Genomic DNA, 22,612 nt, shown 5'->3' with positions numbered 1-22,612 from the left:
GCGCATGGTGGAAAGGGCGGACCGGATCCTCGACGCCGCGGGCGAGCTGCTCCTGCGTCACGGCTACCGGAGGGTCACCGTCGACGACATCGCGGGCCGCGCCGGGGTGGGCAAGGGCACCATCTACCTGCACTGGCGGACCAAGAACGAGCTGTTCGAGGCGCTGCTGCTGCGGGAGTCCATCGAGGTCCTGGAGGAGTTCGCGGCGCTGCTGCGGCACGATCCCGCCCAGGTGCTGCCGCATCGTTTCTCGCGGGCGGCCTTCGTCTCCATGAGCCGCAGGCCGCTGCTCCGGGCGCTGTTCACCACCGACATCGAGCTGCTGGGCAAACTGGTCAAGCACCCGCTGCGCAGCCACGACGCCCTCGCGGCCGAGCGGTTCCAGCGGGTGGCCGAGCGGTACGGCCTGCTCAGGTCCGACATGCCGCACCCCCGGTACACGTGGAGCGCCGCGTCCACGGGGTTCTACCTGCTCGACGGCATCGACACCGTCGGGACGGAGCTGAGCGTGGAGGAGCAGGCGGACGCGCTCGCCTTCACCGTGCGCCACGCCTTCGAGCCCGCCGTGCAGCCGTCCGCCGAGGTTCTGGAGGCGGCGGCGGCGGAGTTCATCGCAATTCTCGAGGAACTGATCCCGCCCTACCGAAAGTGGATCTACGACTAAGGAGAGGCGATGTCCGACATCGTCGAACGGTACAACATCTCCAAGCAGCACTTCTGGCTGCATGGGCCGCGATCGGGCCCGTCCGTCGAGTACGACGCCACCGCCGGGATGTACAACGTCCACGGCTACCAGGAAGTGCACGACGTCTTCGCCGACCCCGTCACGTTCTCCTCCGACACCATGCGGCTGATCCCCAAGGGGCTGCTGCCGGAGGGCGACGACTTCTCGATGAAGGGGTTCATCACCCAGATCGACCCGCCGGAGCACGGCAAGCTGCGCAAGCTGGTCAGCAGCGCGTTCACCCGCAAGGTCGTCGCGGACCTCGAACCGCGGATCGCCGAGCTCACCCACGAGCTGCTCGACGCGACCGACGGCCGCGACCGCCTGGAGCTGGTGGCCGACCTGGCCTACCCGCTCCCCGTCATCGTCATCGCCGAGCTGCTGGGGGTGCCGAGCAGCGACCGGGCCCTGTTCAGGCAGTGGGCCGACGGGCTGTTCCAGCGCGATGCCAAGGTCTCGCTCGCCGAGCCGGTGGAGAACCAGAGCGCGAACGTGGCGAACACCCTCAAACCATGGCGGGAGATGACGCACTACCTCGCCGGGCACGCCGCGGAGCGCCGCGCGCGGCCCCGCGCCGACCTGCTCACCAAGCTGGTCGAGGCCGAGGTGGACGGCGAGCGCCTGCCCGACGACCAGGTCGTCAACTTCGCGATCCTGCTGCTGCTCGCCGGGCACATCACCACGACGATGCTGCTCGGCAACACCGTGGTGTGCCTGGACGCCTTCCCCGAGCAGCAGGACAAGGTACGGGCCGACCGCTCCACCGTGCCGGCCGTGATCGAGGAGTCGTTGCGGCTCTTCACCCCGTTCGCCGGGCTGGCCCGGTCGACCACCCGCGAGGTCGAGCTGGGCGGGGTGACGATCCCGGCCGACAAGATGGTCATGCTCTGGCTCGGCGCGGCCAACCGGGACCCCAGGCAGTTCCCCGACCCCGACGTCTTCGACGCCGGCCGCGACCCCAACCCGCATCTCGCCTTCGGCCGGGGCATCCACTTCTGCCTGGGCGCTCCCCTGGCCCGGCTGGAAGGACGGGTGGCGCTGAACATCCTGCTCGACCGGGTCGGCGTCCTGCGCACCGATCCCAGCGACCCGGTGGTCTTCATGCCCACGCCGACCATGACGGGGGTGAACCGGCTTCCGCTCGTGCGGTGACCCGCCGCTCCGCGGCCCGGGGTGAACCGGTTCCCGCCCTCGTCAAGGGCCGGTCCAGGTCGCGGCAAAGCGCCGCGCGTCGCCGTGGGCGTCCCGTCCTGTGGGGGCCAAGGTGGCTTGTTCACCTTCGTCGCACCACAAGAGGGGACGATCCTGGCTATGAGCGGCAAGCAGCGGAAACTGGAGCTGAGCGTGCCGCAGATCGCGGGGAGCGCCCTGGCCGCGGTCACCGCCGCGGTCGCGGCCTCCTACCTCGGGACGGCGGGGACGGTGATCGGCGCCGCGATGATGAGCGTGGCCAGCACCGTCATCGCCGACGTCTACACGCATTACCTCAAGCGCACGGGCGACAGGGTGAAGCGGCGCACGGCGGTCGCCCTGCGCGGGAGAAGGCCGCGGTGGGCCAGGGTGGGCGGGGCCGCGGCCCTGGTGTTCACCGTCAGCATGGGGAGCATCGTGATCTACGAGGTCATCGTGGACCGCACGGTGGCCGACCAGGTCGCCGGACGGGCCCCGGACGAGGCCGGCAAGGCTCCCGGCCGCAAGGACCGCCGGGACGGGCGGGCGGCCGGCGAGCCGCGGCACGAACGTCCCGCGACCCGGCCGCCGAGCCCGACGCCGTCACCCGGGCCGTCCACCGGCCCGGCCGCGACACCCACGCCGTCCGTGCCGGCCACGGTCACGCCGACGCCCACGCCGGGCTGGACGGGCTCGGCCGGCCCCTCCCCCACGGCCACGCCGGAGGCCACCCCCTCGGACCCGGCCCCCACCGCCCTGCCCTCGCCGACCGACAGGGACCCGGGCGAGCCGGCCGACCCGAACTTCGGCGACCTCCTCTTCCGCTGACCCGAGTGTCAGTCGGCCGCCGGCGGGCGGTGCGCCGAGCAGTGGATCCCAAGTGGCTTCCAAGTAGGCGTTCCTAGGCTGGCCGGGACTTGAGTGGAGAGGCAGGTAAGCCATGGGGGTGGCGGGCGACGGTTCCAGGCGGGGGGCGCCGGCCTTGAACGATCCGTACGGCACGACGCGCCCGGCCCCGCGCCACGCGGCACCCCAGACGCGGGACCGGCGGGACGCGCAGGGCATCTACCGGGAGGAGGCGTTGCGGCACCGGGCGATGTCGCGGGTCACCCGGATGCCGCCGGTGATCAGCACCCCGTCGTTCCTCGCGCTGTGGCTGCTGGTGGCCGTGCTCCTCGTCACCGGCCTCCTGCTGACCATGGTCGCGGTCGAGGCGGTCGCCTGATGTTCCGCCGCCTGCCCGTACTGCTCCAGAACACCGACACCGAGTGCGGCGCGGCCTGCCTGGCCATGGTGCTGTGCCATCACGGGCAGCGCACCACGCTCCACCAGGTCGCCGAGCGGCTCCAGGTCGGCAGGGACGGCCTGAGCGCCAAGGCCGTCGTGGACGGCGCCCGCGACCACGGTCTCAAGGCCCGCGCCTTCTCCCTGGCCCCCGAGGACCTGGCCCGCGTGCCGCTCCCCGCCGTCGCGCACTGGGAGTTCAACCACTTCATCGTGGTCGAACGCTGGTCCCCCGACCGCGTGGACGTCGTCGACCCCGGGCACGGCCGCCGCAGGCTGACGCCGGAGGAGTTCGGGGCCGGGTTCACCGGCGTGCTGCTGGTGTTCGAGCCGGGCGAGGGGTTCCGGCGCGGCACGACCTCGGCGGCCGGGGCCTGGCGCAGGGAGTTCGTCCGGACGCTGTTCCGGCGGCGCAGGGGGCTGCTCGCGCAGCTCATCGCGGCCTCGTTGCTGCTGCAGGTGCTCGGGCTCGCGCTGCCGATGTTCTCGCAGCTCCTCCTGGACTCCATCGTGCCCAGGCGGGCGGTGGACGTGCTGTCCCTGCTGGGCGTCTCCGTGCTGCTCGCGGGGGCGGCCCAGCTGGTGATCGGGTACCTGCGGGCGGCGCTGCTCGTCGCCGTACGGGCCCGTGCCGACCAGGAGCTCACCGAGAGCCTGGTCGGCCATCTGGTGACGTTGCCGTACCGGTACTTCCAGCAGCGCGGCAAGGGCGACCTGGTGACCAGGGCGGGCAGCGTCTCGACGCTCGGCGACATCCTCACCGGGCAGGTCGTGGCGGCGCTGCTGGACGGCCCGCTGGCCGTGGGCTACCTGGTGCTGGTCTACCTCTGGGACCCGGTGTTCGGGCTGGCGCTGACCGGGCTGGCCGTGCTGCAGACGGTCCTGCTGCTGGCCACGACGAGCCGGATCGCCACGCTGACCCGGCAGGAGCTGACGGCGCTGTCGGCGTCCCAGACCAGTTTGATCCAGACGATCACCGGCATCGAGACGCTGAAGGCGTCGGGCGCCGAGAAGCGGGCCGTGGACCAGTGGTCGTCCCACTTCGCCAGGCAGCTCAGCGCGGACGTGCGGGCCGGGCTGACCAGGGGGCTGCTGGAGTCGGCGCTGGCCGCGATCCGGGTGACGGCGCCGCTCGGGCTGCTGTGGCTGGGCGCCTGGCGGGTGCTCGACGGGCAGCTCACGGTGGGCGCGCTGGTGGCGCTGAACGCCATCGCGCTCGGCGCGCTGACCCCGCTCGGCTCGCTGATGACCGGGCTGCAGAGCCTGCAGCAGGCGGGCGCGCACTTCGACCGGCTGTCCGACATCCTGGCCTCGGAGCCTGAGCCGAGCAACGGCATCGAGGTGCTGCGGCTGCGAGGCGCGGTCGAGCTGCGCGGGGTCAGTTTCCGCCACGACCCGCGCGCCCCCTGGACCGTGCGCGACGTCTCGGTCTCCGTCCGCCCTGGTCAGAAGGTCGCCCTGGTGGGTGCGTCCGGCTCGGGCAAGAGCACGCTGGCCCGGCTGCTGCTCGCGCTGCACACACCCGTGCTCGGCGAGATCCGTTACGACGGCGTCCCGGCCGCCGAGCTGAACCTGCGCACGCTGCGCCGCCAGTTCGGCGTGGTCACCCAGGACCCGTCCCTGTTCAGCGGCTCGATCAGGGAGAACATCGCGCTGAACGAGCCGGGCGCGTCCCTGGAGCGGGTGGTCGCCGCGGCCCGCCTGGCGGCGCTGCACGACGAGATCATGGACATGCCCATGGGGTACGAGACGATGCTCACCGACGGCGGCGGCCTGTCGGGCGGGCAGCGGCAGCGGCTCGCCCTGGCCCGCGCCGTCCTGTCGCGCCCGAAGGTCCTGCTGCTCGACGAGGCCACCAGCAACCTCGACAGCGCCACGGAGGCGGTCATCGAGGCCAACCTGAGCCGGCTCGTCCAGACCAGGATCGTGATCGCCCACCGGCTCAGCACGGTCAGGGACGCCGACCTGATCCTCGTGATCGACGCCGGCCGGGTGGTGCAACGCGGCACCCACGACGAGCTGACGGCCATGGGCGGCAAGTACGCCGAGCTGGTCGCCGCCCAGGCCGTGCTCTCCTGACCCGTCACGACAGCCGGACGGTCACCGTCACCGAAGCGCCCTCCAGGCCGGCCGTCGGCCCGAAGGTGAGCGCCAGCCGGTCGCCCGTCCTCGCCCCCGCGAGCGGCGGGTCGCCGCGCAGCACACCGGCGACCGGCCGGTCCCAGGTCACGGTCAGCCCGTCCAGGTCGCGCCGGGGATCGGCCACGGTCACGGTGGCCGTGCCCGCGGCGTGCTCCCTGACCAGCACGGCGCAGGGCCCGGAGGCGGAGAGCGGGCCGGCGGCGCCCGCGTTCCAGAAGGCGGCCGCGGTGACGCCCAGCGCGTCCACCCGGACGGCCTGCCGCCGCGCGGTGTTGACGAGCACGCGGACCCACCCGGGATCGGCGGCCCTGGCGACCGTGCGCTCGCGGCTCGCGCCCGGCAGGAGCAGGTAGACGTAGCCGGCCTGGTCGGGGTCGACGCCGTGGTCGAGCCAGAGCGTGACGTAGTCGCGGTCGCCGCGCCGTTCGCGCAGGGTGCGCAGGCCGTCCGGCACCACGTAGCCGCCGTGGCCGTCGAGGTGCGCCCACCCCGCCCGGAGATCGGCGGCCAGCGGGGCGGCGGTCCTGCGGTTGTCCACGATCGTCTCGACCGGCACGCCGTCCGCGCCGCTGATCCCCGCGCCGAGGCAGACCACCGCGTCGTCGAGGAAGAACCACGACTTGAACGCCTCCATCGTGCTGTCGAGGCCATTGAGGTGCTGGCCGACGACGGCGTACGTGCCGTCCGTGGCGCCGCCGACCCAGCGGCCGGGCGGGCAGGTGTCGCCCCAGGCCGGGCCCGCGCCGTCGGGCAGCCGCCGGGTCGAGACGGTCGTGCCGGGCAGCCGGTAGGGGTCGACGGTGGTCCAGAACGAGTCGGAGTACTGGTCGGCGTGGCCGCCGGCCCACCAGTAGAGCATGCCGGAGCCGGTGTGCCAGCCCCGCAGGTTCTCGCCGTTGCCGTGCTCGTAGTGGCCGATGGTGGCGGAGGCCATGCTGAGCGCCGCGCACCAGCCCGGCCTGCGGTGCACGGCCCGCGCGCTCATCGGGAACAGCCGGTGGCCGACGGGCTCCGGCGCGGCGGGCACGGCGTCGTCGGCCAGGACGGCGGTCAGGCGGGCGTGGAAGGCCGGGTCGGCCTCGTCCGTCATGGGCCGGCACGTCCGGCGTACCGCCCAGCCCTTGACCATCGCCTGCCAGCGGGCCCGGTCGGCGGCCGGGGCCACCTCGCCGAGCAGCAGGATCGCGGCGGCCAGCTCGCGGCCCCTGTCGTGGTCGCCGAACGGCTTCCTGCCGATCCCCCTGCCGCGCACCAGGTCCATGCAGAACCCGTCGTGCACGAACGGCGCGAACGACCGCTCCACCATGGCGAACACGGTCGGGTCCACCACCTCCCACGGCGTGCCGCGCAGCACCGCGAACAGCGTCGCCAGCCCGGTGAGCAGCGTCACCCCGTAGGCCCCTTGGTAGGGCACGGTCGAGTGCTGGACGAACGACCCGTCCCGGTAGAAACCATCGCCCTCGGAGACCGTGCGGAACACCGGGGCGAGCGCCGAGACCGCCAGCGCCGCCTTGCCGGGGTCGGCCCTGAGCATGGCGCGCAGCAACATCACCACGCACAGGTCCACCCGGTTGGCGGCGGTGCTGGTGCCGCTGTAGTCGCCGAGGCGGCTCTCGGGCACGAAGTGGTCGACCGCGTCCCGCAGCGCGGCGCTGCGCCGCTCGCCCAGGTGCGGCCCGACCAGCACGGCCGCGTCGAGCAGCGCCTTCGGCACGCCGATCTCCCAGTGCCACCAGTTGCCCGCCGGGTCGGCGCCGTCGGCGTAGACGTGGCGGCGGTAGTGGTCGATCCCGGCGGCGACGGCGGCGGCCAGGGTCGCGTCGCCGGTCAGCCCCGTCCCCGGCAGCGCGTACGCGCGGGCCATGGCCAGCAGCCGCCGCGGCGTCGCGGCGAACGACGGGAACGGCTGGTCCGCCCAGAGCGACGTGCCCGTGTACGCCATGGCCGCGCGGTGCCGGGCCGCCCGCCGCCCCATCTCGGCCAGCCGCGTCCGGTACGGCTCCGCGCCCGCGTCGAACCCCGACCCCGCCGTCACCTCCCGCCACCGGCGACGCAGCCTGACGAAGGCGTCGTCGGGCGTGTGGGCGGGCTCGGACCGGGCGAGCGCCCCCGCCACGGCGGCCACGGCGACCGCGCCCGCTTGGAGGAGGAGTCGCCTGGACGGCCGGTGCACGCCTCGATTATGACCCCGGCATCCCACCGAGAGCCCGCGGGCGGTCAGACCTCCAGAAGGGCCTTGCCGTTCACCGCGCGGGCCTCGATCGCCGCGTGCGCCTCGGCCGCCCGCTCCAGCGGGAACGTGCGCCCGACGACCGCCTTGAGCCGCCCGGCCGCCGCCTCGGCGAGCGCGCGCACGGTCCGCTCGTTCCCGTCCTGGCCCAGGGTCGCCAGTTGCTCCAGGCCGATCACGGTGACGCCGCGGCGGTCGGCCTCCGCCGGATCGACGGTCGTGGCGCTGCCGCTGGACGCGCCGTGCACGGAGAACCGCCCGCCGCGCGCGGTCACCTCGAACGCCTGGCGGCCGAGCTCGCCACCCACGCCGTCGAAGACCACGTCGGGGCCGCGCCCGCCGGTCGCGTCGAGCACCTCCTTGGTCCAGCCGGGACGCGAGTAGTCGACGGTGGCCTCGGCGCCGAGCCCGGCGACCACCGCCAGCTTGGCCGCGCCGCCCGCCGCCCCGACCACCCGCGCGCCGGCCCCGCGCGCGAGCTGCACGAGCAGGCTGCCGAGCCCACCGGCGGCGGCCTGGACGAGCACCCATTCGCCGGGCCGGATCGCGGCGTTCGCGAACAGGCCCACGGCCGTGTTGCCGTCGACGAGCAGCGCCGTGGCGTCGGCCAGCGCGAGCCCGTCCGGCACCTCGATCAGGTCCGCGGCCCTGGCCACGACCAGTTCGGCGTTCCCGCCGCCGAAGCCCGGCGTACGGGTCACCACCCGCCGCCCCACCAGCCCGGCATCGACGTCATCGCCCACGGAGAGCACGAGCCCGCCGACGCCCGCACCCGGCACGTACGGCAGCTCCGGCAGCGGCGGCCCCGGCGTGAACCCCCGCCTGAGCTGCGTCTCGATGAAATTGATCTCGGCGAAGCCGACCCGCACCACGACCTCGCCCGGCCCGGCCACCGGATCCGGGACGTTCCGCGTCTCCAGCACCTCGGGCCCGCCGAACCTCGTCACCTGCACCACTCTCATGACCACTCCTCATCCGGAACGACTCCACGCCCAGCGTGCAACCTCAAGACGACTTGAGGTCAACTCGTCAGCCCGGCGCCCGCCCGCTTGACGGTCCTGATGATCGGCGCGGTCTCGATGTGCCGGATGGCGGGCAGCGCGCCAAGGCTGTCGGTGAGGTAGCGGTAGAAGGCGGTGTCGTCGCGGCACACCACGTTGGCCGCCAGGTTCGTCGGGCCCGTGGTCGCCCCGGCGAAGGCGACCTCCGGGTGCTCGGCCAGCGCCCGGCCGGTCGCGTCGAGGTCGGCGGGCGGCACCGACATCCACAGCTGGGCCTCGACCCGGTAGTCCAGCAGCCGGGGCAGCACGTCCATGTCGAAGAACAGGGCGCCGGCCGCGCAGAGCTGGTCCATCCGCCGCCGGACCGTGGACTCCGACCAGCCGGTCACCGCCGCCAGGTCGGCGTGGCTGGTGCGGCCGTCACGGGACAGCTCGGCCAGCAGCGCGTCGTCGCCGGGGCCGAGCGTCACGTCCTCGCCGGTGTCGCGGGGGCCGTGCACGCGGCCGGCCCGCAGGTGGGCGACCTGGTCGGCGGAGAGCGCGGCGAGCCCGGCCCAGCCGATGCGGCCGCCGACGAACATGTGCAGGGTCCGGTGCGCCGACACCGCGAGCACCCGGTTGGTCCTGGCCAGCTTGGTCAGCAGCAGCGGCTCGCGTTCCCGGTCGAGGCGCTGGATGGCGCCGCAGGAGATCTCGGTGCCGCCGGACAGCAGGTGCACCCAGAACGTGTCGGGCCGCCGTCCGAGGGCCTCGGCGATCGAGGCGCCGGCGTCGGGCGTGCAGCGCAACCGGATGGCCCACGACTGGTGGCCGAGCCGCTGCCGGTCCACCACGCCGACGACCCGGACCGTGCCGCTGGAGCGCAGCCGCCGGTAGCGGCGGGCCACGCGCTGGTCGGACACCCCCAGCACCTCGGCGATCCGGCTGAACGAGGCCCGCCCGTCCACCTGCAACGCGTGCAGCAGCCCGCGGTCGACCTCGTCGAGCGTGACGTTTTCCACCAGCTCAGGCTACAGAGCGCGGAAAACCGGCAGAACGGCCTCGACGGCTAGGGTCATCCCCCGTCCGGGCCGGACCCTTGCCGCCATGACCACGACACTGACCCGTACGAGCTGGTGGCCGCTGACCGCCGCCTGCCTGGGCGCCTTCATGCTCCTGGTGGACGTGACCATCGTCATGGTGGCCCTACCAGGCATCACCGCCGACCTGAAGATGTCCTTCACCGACGCCCAATGGCTCCTGGACGGCTACGCCCTGGCCCTGGCCGCGCTGCTCCTGGCGGCCGGCTCGGTCGCCGACCACGCCGGGCGGCGCAAGGTGTACCTGATCGCCCTCGGCGTGTTCGCGCTCGCCTCCCTGGCCTGCGGCCTCGCGCCCACCGGGGGCCTGCTGCTGGCGGCCCGCGTGCTGCAGGGGGCGGGCGGCGCCGCCATGATGGCCACGACGCTGGCCCTGATCAGCGCCACCTACCACGGCCGGGAGCGCGGCATCGCGTTCGGCGTGTGGGGCGGCGTGAACGGGGCCGCCGCGGCGCTCGCCCCCGTGCTCGGCGGGCTGCTCACCGAGCACCTGCACTGGCGGGCCGTCTTCCTGGTGAACCTGCCCATCAGCCTGGCCGCCGCCTGGATGACCTGGCGCACGGTCGGCGAGTCCCGCCTGCCGGGCGGGGGCCGGCTGGACCGGGCCGGGATGGGCACGTTCACCCTGGCGGCGGGCGCGCTCACGTACGGGCTGATCGAGGCCGGCCCGAACGGCTGGACGTCGGCGCGCACGCTGGTGCCGCTCGCGGTGGCGGTGGTCGCGTTCGCCGCGTTCGTGCTGGTGGAGTCGCGCGGCGCGCATCCCATGGTGGACCTGCGGCTGTTCGCGAACCCGGCGTTCAGCGGGATCATGGCGGGGGCCGGGCTGCTCATGCCGGCCGCGTTCGCCTGCCTGGCCTTCACCTCGCTGTGGTTGCAGCAGGCCGGCGGGCTGGGCCTCGGGCCGGTCCAGGCCGGGCTGGCGCTGACGCCGATGGCCGGCACCTCGCTGGTCGTCTCGGTCGCCGCCGCCCGCCTGCTCCCCCGGCTGACGGCACGTGCCGCGGTCGGCGGCGGGCTGCTGCTGATCGCCGCAGGCGCGCTCCTGCAGGGCATGCTCGACGAGCACTCCACCTGGACGGCGCTCGCGCCGGGCCTGGTGGTGACCGGGATCGGCGTCGGCCTGGCCATCCCGGCGCTCAGCTCGGCCGCCATGGCGCACGTCCCGCCGCACCGGGCCGGGATGGCGGCGGGCGCGGTCAACACCGTCAGGCAGCTCGGGTACGCCCTCGGCATCGCCGCGTTCGGCATCCTGTTCCAGGACGGCATGACCGGGCCGGGCTCGTTCCCCTCGGCGCTGAACGCCGTCTACCTGGCCGCCGCGCTCACCGGGCTGTTCGCCGGCCTGCTGGTGCTGGCCGCCGTCCGGCCCGCGCGGTCAGCGTGAGCGGGGCAGCGGCTCGCGGGCCAGCCAGGTGAGGGCGGCCAGCAGGTGCACCCGCCACCAGTAGCCGTCGTGGCCGCCGATCCACGCCTCGCACCGGTGGGCCACGCCCGCCCCGGCCAGGCGGGCGGCCAGCGAGCGCGCGCAGTCGAGCAGGGCCGGTTCGAGCGTGCCCGCCGCCAGGTAGCGGGGCACCCGTACGGTGGTGTCGAGCAGCTGCGGCAGCAGGTTGGGGCTGAGGGCGACCGCCGCGGCGATCCTGCCGGGGCACCGGTCGGCGGCGGTGAGCGCGAAGCCGGCGCCGTCGGAGAAGCCGGCGCTGATCACGTGACTCGCCTCGGGGAAGCCGGGCAGGACCTCGCCGATGACGAAGGCCAGGTGCGCCGCGAAGCGCCGCGGGTCGGCGTAGGGCAGGTACTCCCTGGCCCGCCCGTCCGGGTACGGCCCCGGCGCGTCGGCGGCGTGCGGGCCGGCCAGGATCAGCGGCGGCAGCGTGCCGGACAGGATCGCCGGCTCCAGCACCCGGGCGTGCGACTCGGCGGCCTGCCCGTCGGCCAGCAGGCACAGGGGCATCGGCCGGATCGGACCTGGCGGCCGGTAGACGGTGATCGCGCGGCGCTCCCCCAGGTGGACGCTGCTGATCTCGCGGGTGACCAGCGTGCCGGCGAGCCGGGCGGCCGTCGCGGGGGCCGGGGCGGCGCGGGAGCCGTGCCAGATGCGCTCCACCGGCCGGCCGCCGGGAGGCACCGCGGTGACGCCGATCACGGCCCGGTCCAGGTGCCGTACGCGCAGGGACAGCTCCCACAGGTCGGCCGCCCCCTTGACCGGCCACATCGGGAACCGCACGCCCGAGACGAGCTGCGCGTTCGGCCCCTGCCAGAGCACGTGCAGCACGTCGTCGTCCTCGCCCCAGACGGCCAGCGGCCCGCCGGTCAGCATGGGCCGCAGCTCGGCCAGGGCACGCCGCCGCCACACGCGCGCGAAGTGCACGCCGTCGGGCAGCTCGTGGGCGTAGCGGCGCCTGGCCCGGCGGCGGTTGCCCCGCAGCAGCGCCTGGTTGCGCTGGGCGAGCGTCTCGCGGCCGGCGGCGGCGCGTTCCTCGTCCGTCACGCCGGCCTCGCCGAAGGCGACCTTGTCACCGTGGAACTCGATGGTCTGCACGGCGAGCCGATCACCTGGGGGCATACCTGTACCAAAGCCTGCCGGCCCGCCCGGCGCAAGAATCCCAGGTCAGTGGACGCGGCTCCGGATCAGCCGGTCGAGCAGGCCGTGCACCTGGGCGGGTGACAGGGCGGCGCCCTGGCGCAGGCACTCGGCCAGCTCGGCGGCGGGCAGCGCGTGCCGGATCAGCTGCTCCCGCTCGGCGCCGTCGGCCGGGTCCAGCTCCGGCGGCGAGAAGCCGACCCGGGCCCCGACCGCCTCGACCGCGCCGAGCAGGCGGGCGCCGTCCCGCGGCAGCCCGCCCGCGGTGAGCACCCCGGCCAGGGTGTGCGCCATGACCAGCCAGGACGTGACGTCCTTGTCCTCGTCGAGCATGCGCAGGATCGGCAGCCCGGACGCCAGCGGCCGGTCGGTACGGCCGCTCAGCAGGTCGATCTTCATCAGCAGCCAGGTCGAGGAGGCGGTGACGAAGCGGTGTCCCGTCCTGGTGGCCACCTCGATCGACCGGGTCAGCCACCCGGCCGCCTCGCCCGTCTCCCGGGCGAACACCAGCAGCATGCCGAGCACCATCAGCGCCTCGGCGTGCAGCCACTCCATGCCGGCCACCTCGGCCAGGTCGAGCGCGGCACGGGCGTCGGCCAGGGCGTTCGGCGCCCCGCACAGGCCGCCGAAGAGCGCGCGGTAGGTGAGGGCGCGCCCCTCGGCGACCAGGTCGTCGGCCAGGCGGGCCATCTCGGCCGCCTCCCTGGCCCGCCGGCTCGCGGCGGGGAAGTCACCGGCCAGGTAGTGCAGGCCGGCCATGCCGATCAGCGCCTGGGAGCGCACGCCGGGCTCGGCGTCGGGGTAGAGCTCCATGGCCGCCGACAGGCTGGCCAGCCCCTCGGCGACGTGGCCCCTGCGGTACCAGAACCACGACAGCAGGCCGGTGAGCCGCAGCGCATACCCGCCGTCGCCGGCCAGCATCGCCGAGGTGAACGCGGCCCGGTGCTCGGCCTGGTCGGCGAGGAGCACCTCCATCGCGGCGGTCGCCCCCTCGCCGCGGATCCTGGCGTCGGCGGCCTCGGCTCGGCCCAGCACCCAGGCGCGATGCGCGGCCTGGGCCTCGGCCAGCTCGGCCGGGTCCTGCCGGGCGCGGGCGAACTCCTTGATCGTCTCCAGCAGCCGGTAGCGACGCGGCGAGGTGCCGGGCTCGACGGCGACCAGCGACTTGCGCACCAGCGCGCCCAGGCCGCCCAGGACCGGCCGCCCGCACACCGCGGCCGCCGCGTCCAGGTCGAAGCCGGAGGCGAACGCGCCGAGCCGGTGGAACAGCTCGCGCTCGGCGGGTTCGAGCAGGTCGTAGCTCCACTCCACGGTACGGGCGAGCGTGCGGTGCCGCCGCGGGCCGGCGCCGTCGGTGAGGACGCTGAACCTGTCGTCCATCGAGGTGAGGATCTGCTCGACCGACAACATGCGGCACTGCCCGGCGGCCAGCTCGACCGCCAGGGGCAGCCCGTCGAGCCCCAGGCAGAGGCGTTCGGCGTTGGCCAGCTCCGCGGGCGTCGGCTCCCAGCCGGGCGCGGCGGCCCTGGCCCGGCTCAGGAACAGGTCGCGGGCGTCCGCCGTGGACAGCGGCGGCACGTCGTACAGGGCCTCGCCCGGCACGCCGAGCGTCTCGCGGCTGGTGGCGAGCACGCGTACGCCGCCCGCCCCGGCCAGCAGCTCCGACACCGTGTCGCGGACGGCCGCCACGAGGTGCTCGCAGTTGTCGATCACCAGCAGCGGGCTCCGGCCGCGCAGCGCGTACGCCAGGCGTTGCCCGGTGACCGGCCCGGTGAGCCCGAGCACCTGGGCGATGGCCCCGGCCACCAGCGAAGGGTCGGCCAGCCCGGCCAGCTCGACCAGCCACGGCCCGTCGGCGTCGTCCCTGGCCCGCGCGGTCTCCAGCGCCAGCCTGGTCTTGCCGATGCCGCCCGGCCCGCTGAGCGTGACCAGCCGGTGCTCGGCGAGCAGCGCGGCCACCTGCTCGACCTCGGCCGCCCGGCCGACCAACGCGGTCACGGGGAAGGGCAGGTTGCCGCCGCGTTCCGGCAGCGGCGCGGCGACGCCGGGGCGCAGCGCGTCGTCCTGGGCCAGCACCGCCGCCTCCAGCTCGCGCAGCCCCGGCCCCGGGTCGATGCCCAGCTCCTCGGCCAGCACGCGGCGGGCGGAGCGCAGCGCGGCCAGCGCGTCGCCCTGGCGGCCCGACCGGTACAGGGCCAGCACCAGCAGCTCCCAGCCGCGCTCGCTCATGGGCTGCTCGGCGGTGAGCTTCTCCAGCTCCGGCACCACGGCCGCGTGCCGCCCGAGCGCGAGCTGCGCGGCGTACAGGCTCTCCCGCGCCGACAGGAACAGCCCCTGGAGCCGCGCGATCTCCGGCACGGCGAAGGCCGCGCCCGCGAACTCCCCGTACGGCTGCCCGCCCCACAACTCCACGGCCTCGCTCAGCACGGCCAGCGCCGAGCTGTGGTCGCCCGACTCCAGCAGGAGCTGCCCTTCCGCGACCTTGCGGGCGAACCGCTCGGCGTCCACGGCGTCGGGCTCGACGCGCAGCGTGTAGCCGTTGCCGACGCGGGCCAGCACGCTCTGCGGCGACCGGCTGGTCCGGCCGGGTTCGAGGGCCTTGCGCAGCCTGGTGATGTAGGAGTGCAGGGTGGGCATCGAGGCGGGCTCGCCCTCGTCCCAGGCGGCGTCGAGCACGCGTTCCGCCGAGACCACCTGCCCGCGCGCCGCGACCAGCACGGCGAGCACCGCGCGCTGTCTCGGGCCGCCGAGCGCGACCTCCACCCCGTCGATCTCGGCCACGATGGGCCCCAGCACCTTGACGCGCAGCGCCACTTTCCACCTCGGTTCAGCGGCCCGGGCCACCCCGGGTCAAGGAAGCTTAAATGAGGTTTGGCACCGATTGCTGCTTTGTTACGACTTGACTTATTCGTCATCTCCCCAGTTCGGAGCCAGGTTCCTGGCGATCCGGATGTCGTCGTTGCTCGTGCCGGCGGGCACCATGGGCCACACCATCGCGTCCCGGTGAGTCGATCAGGCGGCCCTTGTCATCCGCTGGTGGCCAGTTGCAGGTGCTTGCGGCCGGACCCCCGGCGGGCCTCGGCCGCCCGGTCCCGCCACCAGGTCAGGCCATTGCGGGCGGCCAGCCGTTCGAGCTCGGTCAGGTGCCGGAGCGCGCTCTCGTGCCGGCCGGTCGCCTCGGCCAGCAGCGCGAGATGCCAGTCCACCGGCCCCACCCAGGCGCAGGCCGACAGGACGGTGATCCGGCCGCCGAAGGGCAGCAGCGCCTCGTAGAGCACGCGGCACTCGTGCACCCGGCCGAGCGCCGCCGCGGCGGCGGCCCGCAGGCACAGGGTGGACGGGCGCGACCGGTCGAGCAGCGGCTGGCCGTTCAGCTTGCGGGCCTCGTCCATGCGCCCCTGGGCGTGCAGGTGGAGGGTACGCGCGGCCTGGTCGAGGGCGTGGTTCGCGCCGCTCAGGACATCGATGAGCGGCCCTGCGGCGGCCATCGTGCCCCGGTGGTAGGCCAGGGCCAGGCGGCCGGCGGTCACGGCGCGGGTGGCGTGCCAGATGCCGAGGCCGGTCGCCTGGTCGGCGGCATCGGCGTACAGGTCGTCCGCCTCGTCGAAGTGGCCGCCGAGCACCAGCCGGCCCGCCCGCCACAGCGTGTGCTGGAAGCGCGGCCAGGGCAGCGGGAGCCGGTCGAGCAGGTCGTCGCAGCGGGCCGCGGCCAGGTCGGCGCCGGTGACGTCGAAGAGCTCCATCCGGTTGTGGGTGTCCATCATGTTCGCGAGCAGCTGGTAGGCCGGCTCGCCGTCCGCCAGCTCGTGCAGCTCGGCGGCCAGGTCCGTCAGCTCGTGCACGTGCAGGGGACGCGGCAGCGACAGGTGCCTGGCGTTGAGCGCGCGCATCAGCAGCCGCCGGTCACCCAGCCGCCGGGCCATGGCCACGGCCTGCGCGGACAGCCCATGGGCCCGCGGGTCGCCGGAGGCGTCGTAGAGCTCCTGGGCCAGCCCGGCCAGCAGCATCGCGCGCTCTGCGCCGTCCGGTTCGGGCAGCTCGCGCAGCGCGTCCTCGAAGCGGCGGACGAGCAGCGGGTCGGCCGCGCCGTACGGGTCGCGCAGCGTCCAGATCGACGGCGTGTCGAACGAGGTCAGCGCCCGGACCCGGAGCGCCGCTCCCCCGTCCGCGATGCGGTCGGCCGCCCGCACGGCCTGGTCCCTGACCCGGCGGGCCCTGGCCGGCTCGCCCGCCGCGAGCAGCGCGCGCACCTGCCGCAGCAGCAGCTCCACGTGCTCGGCCGGGTCGCCGCCGCAGGCGTCGTGCGCGGTCACCGCGTGCCCCAGCCAGGACGCGGACTCGGCGTAGCCCAGGCGCAGCTCGGCCTGCTCGGCCGCGGCCCGCGCCCACCGCACCGCCTCCCCGTACGCCACCGGCCCGGCCTGCACGGCGTGATGGGCGATCACCTCGACGTCGGTCGCCGGGCGGGCGGACAGGGCGGCGGCGAGGTCGCGGTGCAGCGCGGCCTTGCGCAGCGGCGGCAGGTCCCTGACGAGCGCCTCGCGCACCAGGTCGTGCACGAACGCCAGCCGCCCGCCGGCCCGCGCCGCCAGCAGGCCGCCGCGCACGGCCCGGTCGAGCGGCCCGTACGCCTCCTCCCCCGCGACCCGGGCCACCACGGCCGGGTCGAACTCCCGGCCGGCCAGCGCCGCGACCGCCAGCGCGTCCGTGACCCCGGCGAGCGCGTCCAGCCGCAGCCGGACCAGCTCGGTCACCGCTTCGGGCACCCCGTCCACATCCGGGTTCCGAGCAAGCAGCCTGATGCTCTCGCGCAGGAAGAACGGGTTGCCGCCGGTGCGGTCGGCCATCCTGGCGCACGACTCGTCGTCCAGCTCGACGCCGAGGTCGGCCGCGATGGCGCGGACCGCCTCGGGGCCGACGCCGGTCAGGCGCAGCCGCGACAGGTCGTAGCGGACCAGCCGCCCGAGCACGTCGCCGGTCCCGGTGCGGAAGGCCGCGACCAGCGTGACCGCGCCGCCGCGCAGCAGCATGACCAGGTGCCTGAGCAGGTCGAGCGAGGCGGGGTCGGCCCATTGGAGGTCGTCCAGGACGATGACGAGCGGCTGGGCGCGCGAGGCCGTGACCAGCCACCGGGCGGCGGCCTGGTTCCGGCGCGACAACAACGCCTCGGCCGGGCCCCCGGCGTCCGGCGGCGCTTCGGGGCGGGCGTCGAGGAGGCCGGACAGGGGCTCGCGGTCCGGCGGCGGGCAGTGCGGCTCCAGCGCCTGGAACACCTGCGTCCACGGCCACAGCGCGGGCGTGCCCTCGGCGTCGTGGCAGCGTCCACGGAGCACGAGCCGGCCGAGCCGCGCGCAGTGCTCGCCGAACGCCTCCAGCAGCCGCGTCTTCCCGATCCCCGGCTCACCGCTGACCTCGGCGACCGCGAGCCCGGCGGGCGCGGCCCGCTCGGCCACCGCCACCAGCTCGGCGAGCTGGGCCGCCCGCCCGTGCGGGATGTCCAGCGGGCGTGGCGCGGCCACCAGCGCCGGGGTGTCGTCCACCGGCGCGAGCGAGCCGGCCTGGCGCAGGATGTCCGACTCCAGTGACCGCAGCTCTGGTCCGGGATCCAGGCCGAGCTCGTCGGACAGCCGCCCGGCCGCCGTGCGCAGCACGGCCAGCGCCTCGGCCTGACGCCCGGTGCGGTACAGGGACAGCGCGAGCAGGCACCACAGGCGCTCGCGCAGCGGGTTGGCGACGGTCTCGGCCTCCAGCTCGGTGATCAGCGCCTGGGGGCGGCCCAGGTCGAGCAGCGCGCGGGCCCGCCGCTCGACCGCGACCAGGCGCAGTTCGCGCAGGCGGCTCACCTCGATGATCGCCCACGGCTCGTCCTGGAACTCCTCGTACGGCGAGCCGCGCCACAGCCCGAGCGCCTCCTCCAGGCAGGCCAGCGCCTCCTCGGCCGACCGGAACTCGGCCCGGTTCACCAGCTCGGCGAACCGGAGCGCGTCCACGTCGCCGGCGGCCAGCAGGTAGCCGGGCGGGCGGGCGATCAGCGTCCTGGGCCGGGCGCGCGGCCCTCGGTCCGGCTCGATCGCGCGGCGCAGGTTGGAGACGTAGGAGTGCAGGGTGGGCAGGGCGCTGGGCGGGGGGCGTCGCCGTACAGGTCGTCGATCAGCGTCTCGGCGGGGACCACGGCCCCCTGCGCGACCAGCAGCCGGGCCAGCACGGCTCGCGGACGGGGGCCGCCGAGACCGACCGCGCCCCCGTCGGCGTCGCGGACCTCCAGCGGCCCCAGAACTCGGAATTCCACGTTGTCCCACTCATCGGCTTCGTCCTAATTGATCACAGTATGGTCGGGCCGACTTGAAGGAGACTGGAACCCTCTACGTGCCCGCCCTGATCGGCACGACGTTGCCGGGCCCGCCGCGGCGTGGCAGCGCGAACCAGGTGGCCTTGCCGACCAGGTCGGGATGGGTCAGGTAACGCTGGGGATGGCAGCCGTAGAAGCCGTCGGAGAGCCGGGCGACGATGCGCAGCCCCCGTCCGTGCTCGGCGGACGGGTCGGGGACCGAGGGGGCGGGCAGGGGCGGGCCGGCGTCCACGACGACGCACATGACCTCCTTGGCGTCCACGTGGAGGAGCAGCTCGTAGGGGCCCTCGCCGTACATGAACGCGTTGGTGACCAGCTCGCTCACCATGAGGACGGCGTCGTCCACGACGTCGTCGTGCAGGTCGAGCCCGGACAGCTCGTCCCGGATGATCGACCGGGCGTGGCCGACGGTCCGGGCGTCCGGGCGCAACGGCCATACGTACTGCATCCGGCTCCGCCGGGCCGACCGCAGCCTGGACATGGCCTCTCCATCCTGGGAAGGGCGGCGACGAATGCTCGTTTCAGTCAACACGAGACCTGCCTCCGAGTTGTCGGACATGCGGCTGTCCAAACCTGTACGCACGGAACGGCCATTCGGGTCGAACGTTTTCCGAGAAATCCTGACTTTCTTCGCAGCTCGACATGTCCTCCCAGGTCAGCGGGTACGGACAGGGCCATGAGCAGTCCTGACGAGAGCACCTCCGCAACCGACACCACGCCGCTCCTCGACGCGGCCAGGCGTCCGGCCGAACGTCCGGCCGAACGTCCGGCCGAACGTCCGGGTGAGCGCCCGGCCGGGCGTCCGGACGAGGCGGGGAAGATCGTGGCCGAGCACAAGCCCGCCGGGCAGGCGGCGCTGGAACAGGCCCTGTCGCAGGCGGGCATACACCTGGAGGACCTGACCGGCGAGACGCCCGACCGGCCGCGCGGCTAGGACCGGCCAGGCCCGGGGCGAGCGCCCCGGAACCGGCCAGGCCCGGGGCTACGGGCGGCCGATGCCCGCGCCCACCTCCTCGATGAGGTCGTCGACCCGCCTGGCCAGCTCCACGTCGAGGGCCGTCACCGCGCCCACGGAGACGGTCCTGACCACGATGGCCAGGCCGCCCTCGGTGTCCTGGAGCTGGGGCTGCCGGCCGTGGGTGACCTTGAGCCGGTCGAGCGCGCGGCGGACGGCACGCAGGTTCTCCCGCGGCAGGGCGATCTCCCGGCGCAGCGCCGAGCGGTCGCCGCTCCACAGCGGCAGGGTGGCGAGGGCCGCGGCGATCTCGCCGGCGGTGAGCGGGGCGGCGTGCCCCTTGGGGCCGGTGATGCCGCCGCCGCTGTCCGGCGGGTCGAACAGGGGGCGTACCTGCTCAGGGATGTGCAGCCGGGCGACCAGCTCGGGATCCTGCTCGGCGACGGCGGCCAGCACGGCCTGGGCCCTGATCCTGGCCTGCTCGGGCGGACGGCGGCCGAGCAGCGCCGCCTGCCGGACGAAGCCCTCCTCGGTGCCGTCGTTGCGCGGATGGTCCATGGGGAAGTCGTCGGTCAGCTCGGGCGGCAGGGCGTCGATGAGCTCGCGCCGGTCGTCGTCGTCGAGTGTGCGGGCGAGCGTGGTCAGCGTGGCCTCCGCCGCCGCTCTGGCCGGGCCGGCGCCCAGGCCCGTCATGCGGCCGATGGACGCCAAGAGTGCACGATATTCCATGATTCGTCCCCCGATCCGAACCTTCAGGCTCCCCGTGCCCAGGTCAGAGGTGTCGACACCTCCACACGACCTGCGGGGTGAGGGGCACGTCGGTGAGGCGTCCGGCCAGCTCGGGCATGGCGGCGGCGACCGCGTTGCCGATGGCGGCGGGAGGGCCGATCGTGCCCGCCTCACCCGCCCCCTTCATGCCGCCCGGGGTGAGCGGTGAGGGGGTCTCCAGCAGCACGACCTCGATGTCGGGCACCTCGCGGATGGTCGGCAGCAGGTACTCGGCGAGCGGCTGCCCCTCCTCGGTGTGGACGATCTCCTCGGTCAGCGCCATGCCGATGCTCTGCGCGACCCCGCCGCGGATCTGGCCCTCGACCAGGGACGGGTTGACCAGCGTCCCGGCGTCGTTGACCACCCAGTAGCGCTCCACCTCGACCGCGCCGGTCTCGGGGTCCACCGCGACGGCGGCGGCGTGCGCGCCGTAGGCGAAGGTGTAGGCGGCCGGATCGTAGCTGACCCGCTCCTCCAGGCCCGGCGTGACGCCTTCCGGCAGGTCCCAGGCCCGCCAGGCGGACGTGGCCAGCTCCCGCAGCGACACCGACGCCCGCGGGTCGCCCTTGACGCGCACGGACTCCTCGGCGATCTCCAGGTCGCCGGGCGCCGCCTCCAGCCGGTGGGCGGCGATGGCCAGCAGCTTGTCCCGCAGCCGGGCGGCGGCCTGGACGAGCGCCCCGCCGCCGACCGCGAGCGACCGGCTGGCGATCGACCCGATCGACGAGTACGGCGTCGCCGCCGTGTCCCCCAGCACCACCCGCACCCGCTCGATCGGCACCCCCATCCGGTCGGCCGCCACCTGGGCCAGCGCGGTCTCGATGCCCTGCCCGATCGAGACCACCCCGGACGACACCACCACCGACGCGTCCGGCTCCATCCGCAGCACCGCCGTCTCGTAACCGCCCGCCTGGATGCCCGACGCCTTCATCTCCATCGACGGGCCAAGGCCGGTGGTCTCGACGTGGCAGGAGTAGCCGACGCCGCGCCGGCGCCCGTCGTCCACGCCGGTGACCGGGGTGACCAGGTCACGCAGGGTGCGCAGGGCCCGGGGGTAGTCGCCGGAGTCGTACTGCTGGTAGACCCGGCTCGTGCACGGCAGCTCGTCCGGCGCCAGCATGTTGCGCAGCCGCAGCTCGACCGGGTCGAGGCCGAGCCGCCGGGCCGCCTCGTCGATCAGGCGCTCCCTGGTCCAGGTGCACTCGGGCTGCCCGAAGCCGCGGTAGGAGCCGGTCGGGGTGGTGTTGGTGACCACCCCGCGCACGCGTACGCCCACCCGCTCGAACCGGTACGGCCCCGGCAACAGGGTGGCCGAGACCGCGAAGGGCGAGATGCCCACGTTCGAGGGATGGGCGCCGAGGTCGCCGAGGATGTCGGCGTGCAGGGCGACGAACCGGCCCGCGCCGTCGAGCGCCAGCCTGGCCCGGTGGACGGCGGCCCGCGCGGGCAGGGTCGCCGACAGCCGGTCGCCGGGCGACTCGGTCCAGCTCACCGGGCGGCCCGTCCGCATCGCGGCCAGGCAGACGAGCGCCTCGTCGGGGTAGACGTGCTCCTTGCCGCCGAACCCGCCGCCGGTGTCCCGGCTGATCACGCGTACCCGGTCGTGGACGAGCCCGAACGCGTCGGCCAGGTGCTCGCGCACGTGGTGCGGGGCCTGGGAGGAGATGTGCACGGTCAGCTCGTCGTCGGCGTAGGAGGCCACGACGCCGCGCGGCTCGATGGGATGCGGCGAGATCCGGCCCATCCTGAACGTCATCTCGACGACGTGCTCGGCGGACTCGACGAGCTCCGCGCAGTCGGCGTCGCCGAGCAGGAAGTCGGTGACCAGGTTCGTGCCCCATTCGGGATAGAGCAGCGGCGCGTCCTCGTCGAGGGCGCGTTCCGCGCCGACGGTCGCGGGCGACTGGTCGAGCTCCAGGTCCAGCAGGTCCGCGGCGTCCCGGGCGGCGGCGGGGGTGCCGGCCACGACGACGGCGAGCGGCTGGCCGGCGTACCTGATCGTGTCGTCGAGCACCCGGTAGGAGGCCGACCGCTGGCCGGGGGCGAGGGTGACGCAGGGCAGCCGCAGCCCCGCGGCGTCGGCGGGGGTGATGACGTCGATCACCCCCTCGACCGTCCAGGCCGCCTTGGCGTCGCAGCCGAGGAGCCGTCCGTGCGCGACGGGGCTGCGCACCACCACCGCGTACGCCATGCCAGGCAGGCGTACGTTGCCGACGTATCTCCCCTTTCCGGTCAGCAGTCTGGCGTCTTCCCTGCGAGGCGTCCGCGCGCCGACATAGCCCATGGGCCGATTGTGCGCGCCGCGAGGCGTGCGGTCCATATA

At 74.8% G+C, this 22,612-nt stretch carries 17 protein-coding genes; 7 read left to right on the top strand and 10 right to left on the bottom strand.

What is annotated here, in order from left to right:
- The first annotated feature begins 4 nt into the window (after window positions 1–4).
- From ACNF49_RS05545 to ACNF49_RS05525, 5 genes are all read left to right on the top strand, one after another.
- Window positions 5–664 carry a TetR/AcrR family transcriptional regulator gene (locus ACNF49_RS05545; RefSeq protein ID WP_357973673.1) on the top strand — a complete coding sequence of 220 codons (660 nt, stop codon included), beginning with the start codon at window positions 5–7 and terminating at the stop codon, window positions 662–664.
- Window positions 665–673: 9 nt separating this feature from the next.
- Window positions 674–1,876 carry a cytochrome P450 gene (locus ACNF49_RS05540; protein WP_482942984.1) on the top strand — a complete coding sequence of 401 codons (1,203 nt, stop codon included), beginning with the start codon at window positions 674–676 and terminating at the stop codon, window positions 1,874–1,876.
- A gap of 159 nt (window positions 1,877–2,035) precedes the next feature.
- On the top strand, window positions 2,036–2,722 hold the full coding sequence (locus ACNF49_RS05535; RefSeq protein ID WP_482942983.1) for a hypothetical protein: 687 nt from the start codon (window positions 2,036–2,038) through the stop codon (window positions 2,720–2,722).
- Window positions 2,723–2,876: 154 nt separating this feature from the next.
- Window positions 2,877–3,119, top strand: a complete 243-nt coding sequence (locus ACNF49_RS05530; protein WP_357973682.1) for a hypothetical protein — start codon at window positions 2,877–2,879, stop codon at window positions 3,117–3,119.
- Entirely contained in the window at window positions 3,119–5,257 is a 2,139-nt protein-coding gene (locus ACNF49_RS05525; protein WP_357973685.1) for a peptidase domain-containing ABC transporter, read from the top strand. Before ACNF49_RS05530 ends, ACNF49_RS05525 begins: the two co-directional genes overlap by 1 nt.
- Window positions 5,258–5,261: 4 nt before the next feature.
- Here the strand turns inward: ACNF49_RS05525 and ACNF49_RS05520 are convergent, their stop codons facing one another.
- The 3 genes from ACNF49_RS05520 to ACNF49_RS05510 are packed head-to-tail and all read right to left on the bottom strand — an operon-like array spanning window position 5,262 to window position 9,552.
- Entirely contained in the window at window positions 5,262–7,493 is a 2,232-nt protein-coding gene (locus ACNF49_RS05520) for a polysaccharide lyase 8 family protein (protein WP_482942982.1), read from the bottom strand.
- 44 nt (window positions 7,494–7,537) lie between these two features.
- Window positions 7,538–8,512, bottom strand: coding sequence for a zinc-binding dehydrogenase (locus tag ACNF49_RS05515; protein ID WP_482942981.1), 975 nt, complete (start codon window positions 8,510–8,512; stop codon window positions 7,538–7,540).
- Window positions 8,513–8,571: 59 nt separating this feature from the next.
- Entirely contained in the window at window positions 8,572–9,552 is a 981-nt protein-coding gene (locus tag ACNF49_RS05510; RefSeq protein ID WP_357973696.1) for an Lrp/AsnC family transcriptional regulator, read from the bottom strand.
- Between the two features lie 85 nt (window positions 9,553–9,637).
- Between ACNF49_RS05510 and ACNF49_RS05505 the strand changes: the two genes are divergently transcribed.
- Window positions 9,638–11,017, top strand: a complete 1,380-nt coding sequence (locus ACNF49_RS05505) for an MFS transporter (RefSeq protein WP_482942980.1) — start codon at window positions 9,638–9,640, stop codon at window positions 11,015–11,017.
- Here the strand turns inward: ACNF49_RS05505 and ACNF49_RS05500 are convergent.
- From ACNF49_RS05500 to ACNF49_RS05480, 5 genes are all read right to left on the bottom strand, one after another.
- Window positions 11,009–12,199 carry an alpha/beta hydrolase gene (locus tag ACNF49_RS05500; RefSeq protein WP_482942979.1) on the bottom strand — a complete coding sequence of 397 codons (1,191 nt, stop codon included), beginning with the start codon at window positions 12,197–12,199 and terminating at the stop codon, window positions 11,009–11,011. The two genes, ACNF49_RS05505 and ACNF49_RS05500, sit on opposite strands and share 9 nt — an antisense overlap.
- 45 nt (window positions 12,200–12,244) lie before the next feature.
- Window positions 12,245–15,031, bottom strand: a complete 2,787-nt coding sequence (locus ACNF49_RS05495; RefSeq protein ID WP_482942978.1) for an AfsR/SARP family transcriptional regulator — start codon at window positions 15,029–15,031, stop codon at window positions 12,245–12,247.
- Window positions 15,032–15,243: 212 nt separating this feature from the next.
- Window positions 15,244–18,207, bottom strand: coding sequence for an ATP-binding protein (locus ACNF49_RS05490; RefSeq protein ID WP_482942977.1), 2,964 nt, complete (start codon window positions 18,205–18,207; stop codon window positions 15,244–15,246).
- A gap of 38 nt (window positions 18,208–18,245) precedes the next feature.
- A complete protein-coding gene (locus ACNF49_RS05485) occupies window positions 18,246–18,506 on the bottom strand; it encodes an AfsR/SARP family transcriptional regulator (protein ID WP_482942976.1) in 261 nt (86 codons plus the stop codon).
- A gap of 73 nt (window positions 18,507–18,579) precedes the next feature.
- On the bottom strand, window positions 18,580–19,047 hold the full coding sequence (locus ACNF49_RS05480) for an ATP-binding protein (RefSeq protein ID WP_357973711.1): 468 nt from the start codon (window positions 19,045–19,047) through the stop codon (window positions 18,580–18,582).
- 195 nt (window positions 19,048–19,242) lie between these two features.
- Between ACNF49_RS05480 and ACNF49_RS05475 the strand changes: the two genes are divergently transcribed.
- Window positions 19,243–19,500, top strand: coding sequence for a hypothetical protein (locus tag ACNF49_RS05475; protein ID WP_482942975.1), 258 nt, complete (start codon window positions 19,243–19,245; stop codon window positions 19,498–19,500).
- Between the two features lie 48 nt (window positions 19,501–19,548).
- On the opposite strand, the gene ACNF49_RS05470 is transcribed toward ACNF49_RS05475, so the two are convergent.
- Entirely contained in the window at window positions 19,549–20,232 is a 684-nt protein-coding gene (locus ACNF49_RS05470) for a DUF2267 domain-containing protein (RefSeq protein WP_357973717.1), read from the bottom strand.
- A gap of 61 nt (window positions 20,233–20,293) precedes the next feature.
- Window positions 20,294–22,573 carry a xanthine dehydrogenase family protein molybdopterin-binding subunit gene (locus ACNF49_RS05465; protein WP_482942974.1) on the bottom strand — a complete coding sequence of 760 codons (2,280 nt, stop codon included), beginning with the start codon at window positions 22,571–22,573 and terminating at the stop codon, window positions 20,294–20,296.
- Window positions 22,574–22,612 lie beyond the last annotated feature (39 nt).

Source organism: Actinomadura sp. ATCC 39365 (genome assembly GCF_054392275.1).
Note: the sequence above shows the minus strand (reverse complement) of the source record. Positions and strands in the feature narration are given on the sequence as shown.

Coding starts and splice junctions, on each gene's coding strand:
- ACNF49_RS05545 (WP_357973673.1), top strand. CDS start 5: ATGGTGGAAAGGGCGGACCGGATCCTCGACGCCGCGGGCGAGCTGCTC.
- ACNF49_RS05540 (WP_482942984.1), top strand. CDS start 674: ATGTCCGACATCGTCGAACGGTACAACATCTCCAAGCAGCACTTCTGG.
- ACNF49_RS05535 (WP_482942983.1), top strand. CDS start 2,036: ATGAGCGGCAAGCAGCGGAAACTGGAGCTGAGCGTGCCGCAGATCGCG.
- ACNF49_RS05525 (WP_357973685.1), top strand. CDS start 3,119: ATGTTCCGCCGCCTGCCCGTACTGCTCCAGAACACCGACACCGAGTGC.
- ACNF49_RS05515 (WP_482942981.1), bottom strand. CDS start 8,512: ATGAGAGTGGTGCAGGTGACGAGGTTCGGCGGGCCCGAGGTGCTGGAG.
- ACNF49_RS05505 (WP_482942980.1), top strand. CDS start 9,638: ATGACCACGACACTGACCCGTACGAGCTGGTGGCCGCTGACCGCCGCC.
- ACNF49_RS05500 (WP_482942979.1), bottom strand. CDS start 12,199: ATGCCCCCAGGTGATCGGCTCGCCGTGCAGACCATCGAGTTCCACGGT.
- ACNF49_RS05480 (WP_357973711.1), bottom strand. CDS start 19,047: ATGTCCAGGCTGCGGTCGGCCCGGCGGAGCCGGATGCAGTACGTATGG.
- ACNF49_RS05475 (WP_482942975.1), top strand. CDS start 19,243: ATGAGCAGTCCTGACGAGAGCACCTCCGCAACCGACACCACGCCGCTC.
- ACNF49_RS05465 (WP_482942974.1), bottom strand. CDS start 22,573: ATGGGCTATGTCGGCGCGCGGACGCCTCGCAGGGAAGACGCCAGACTG.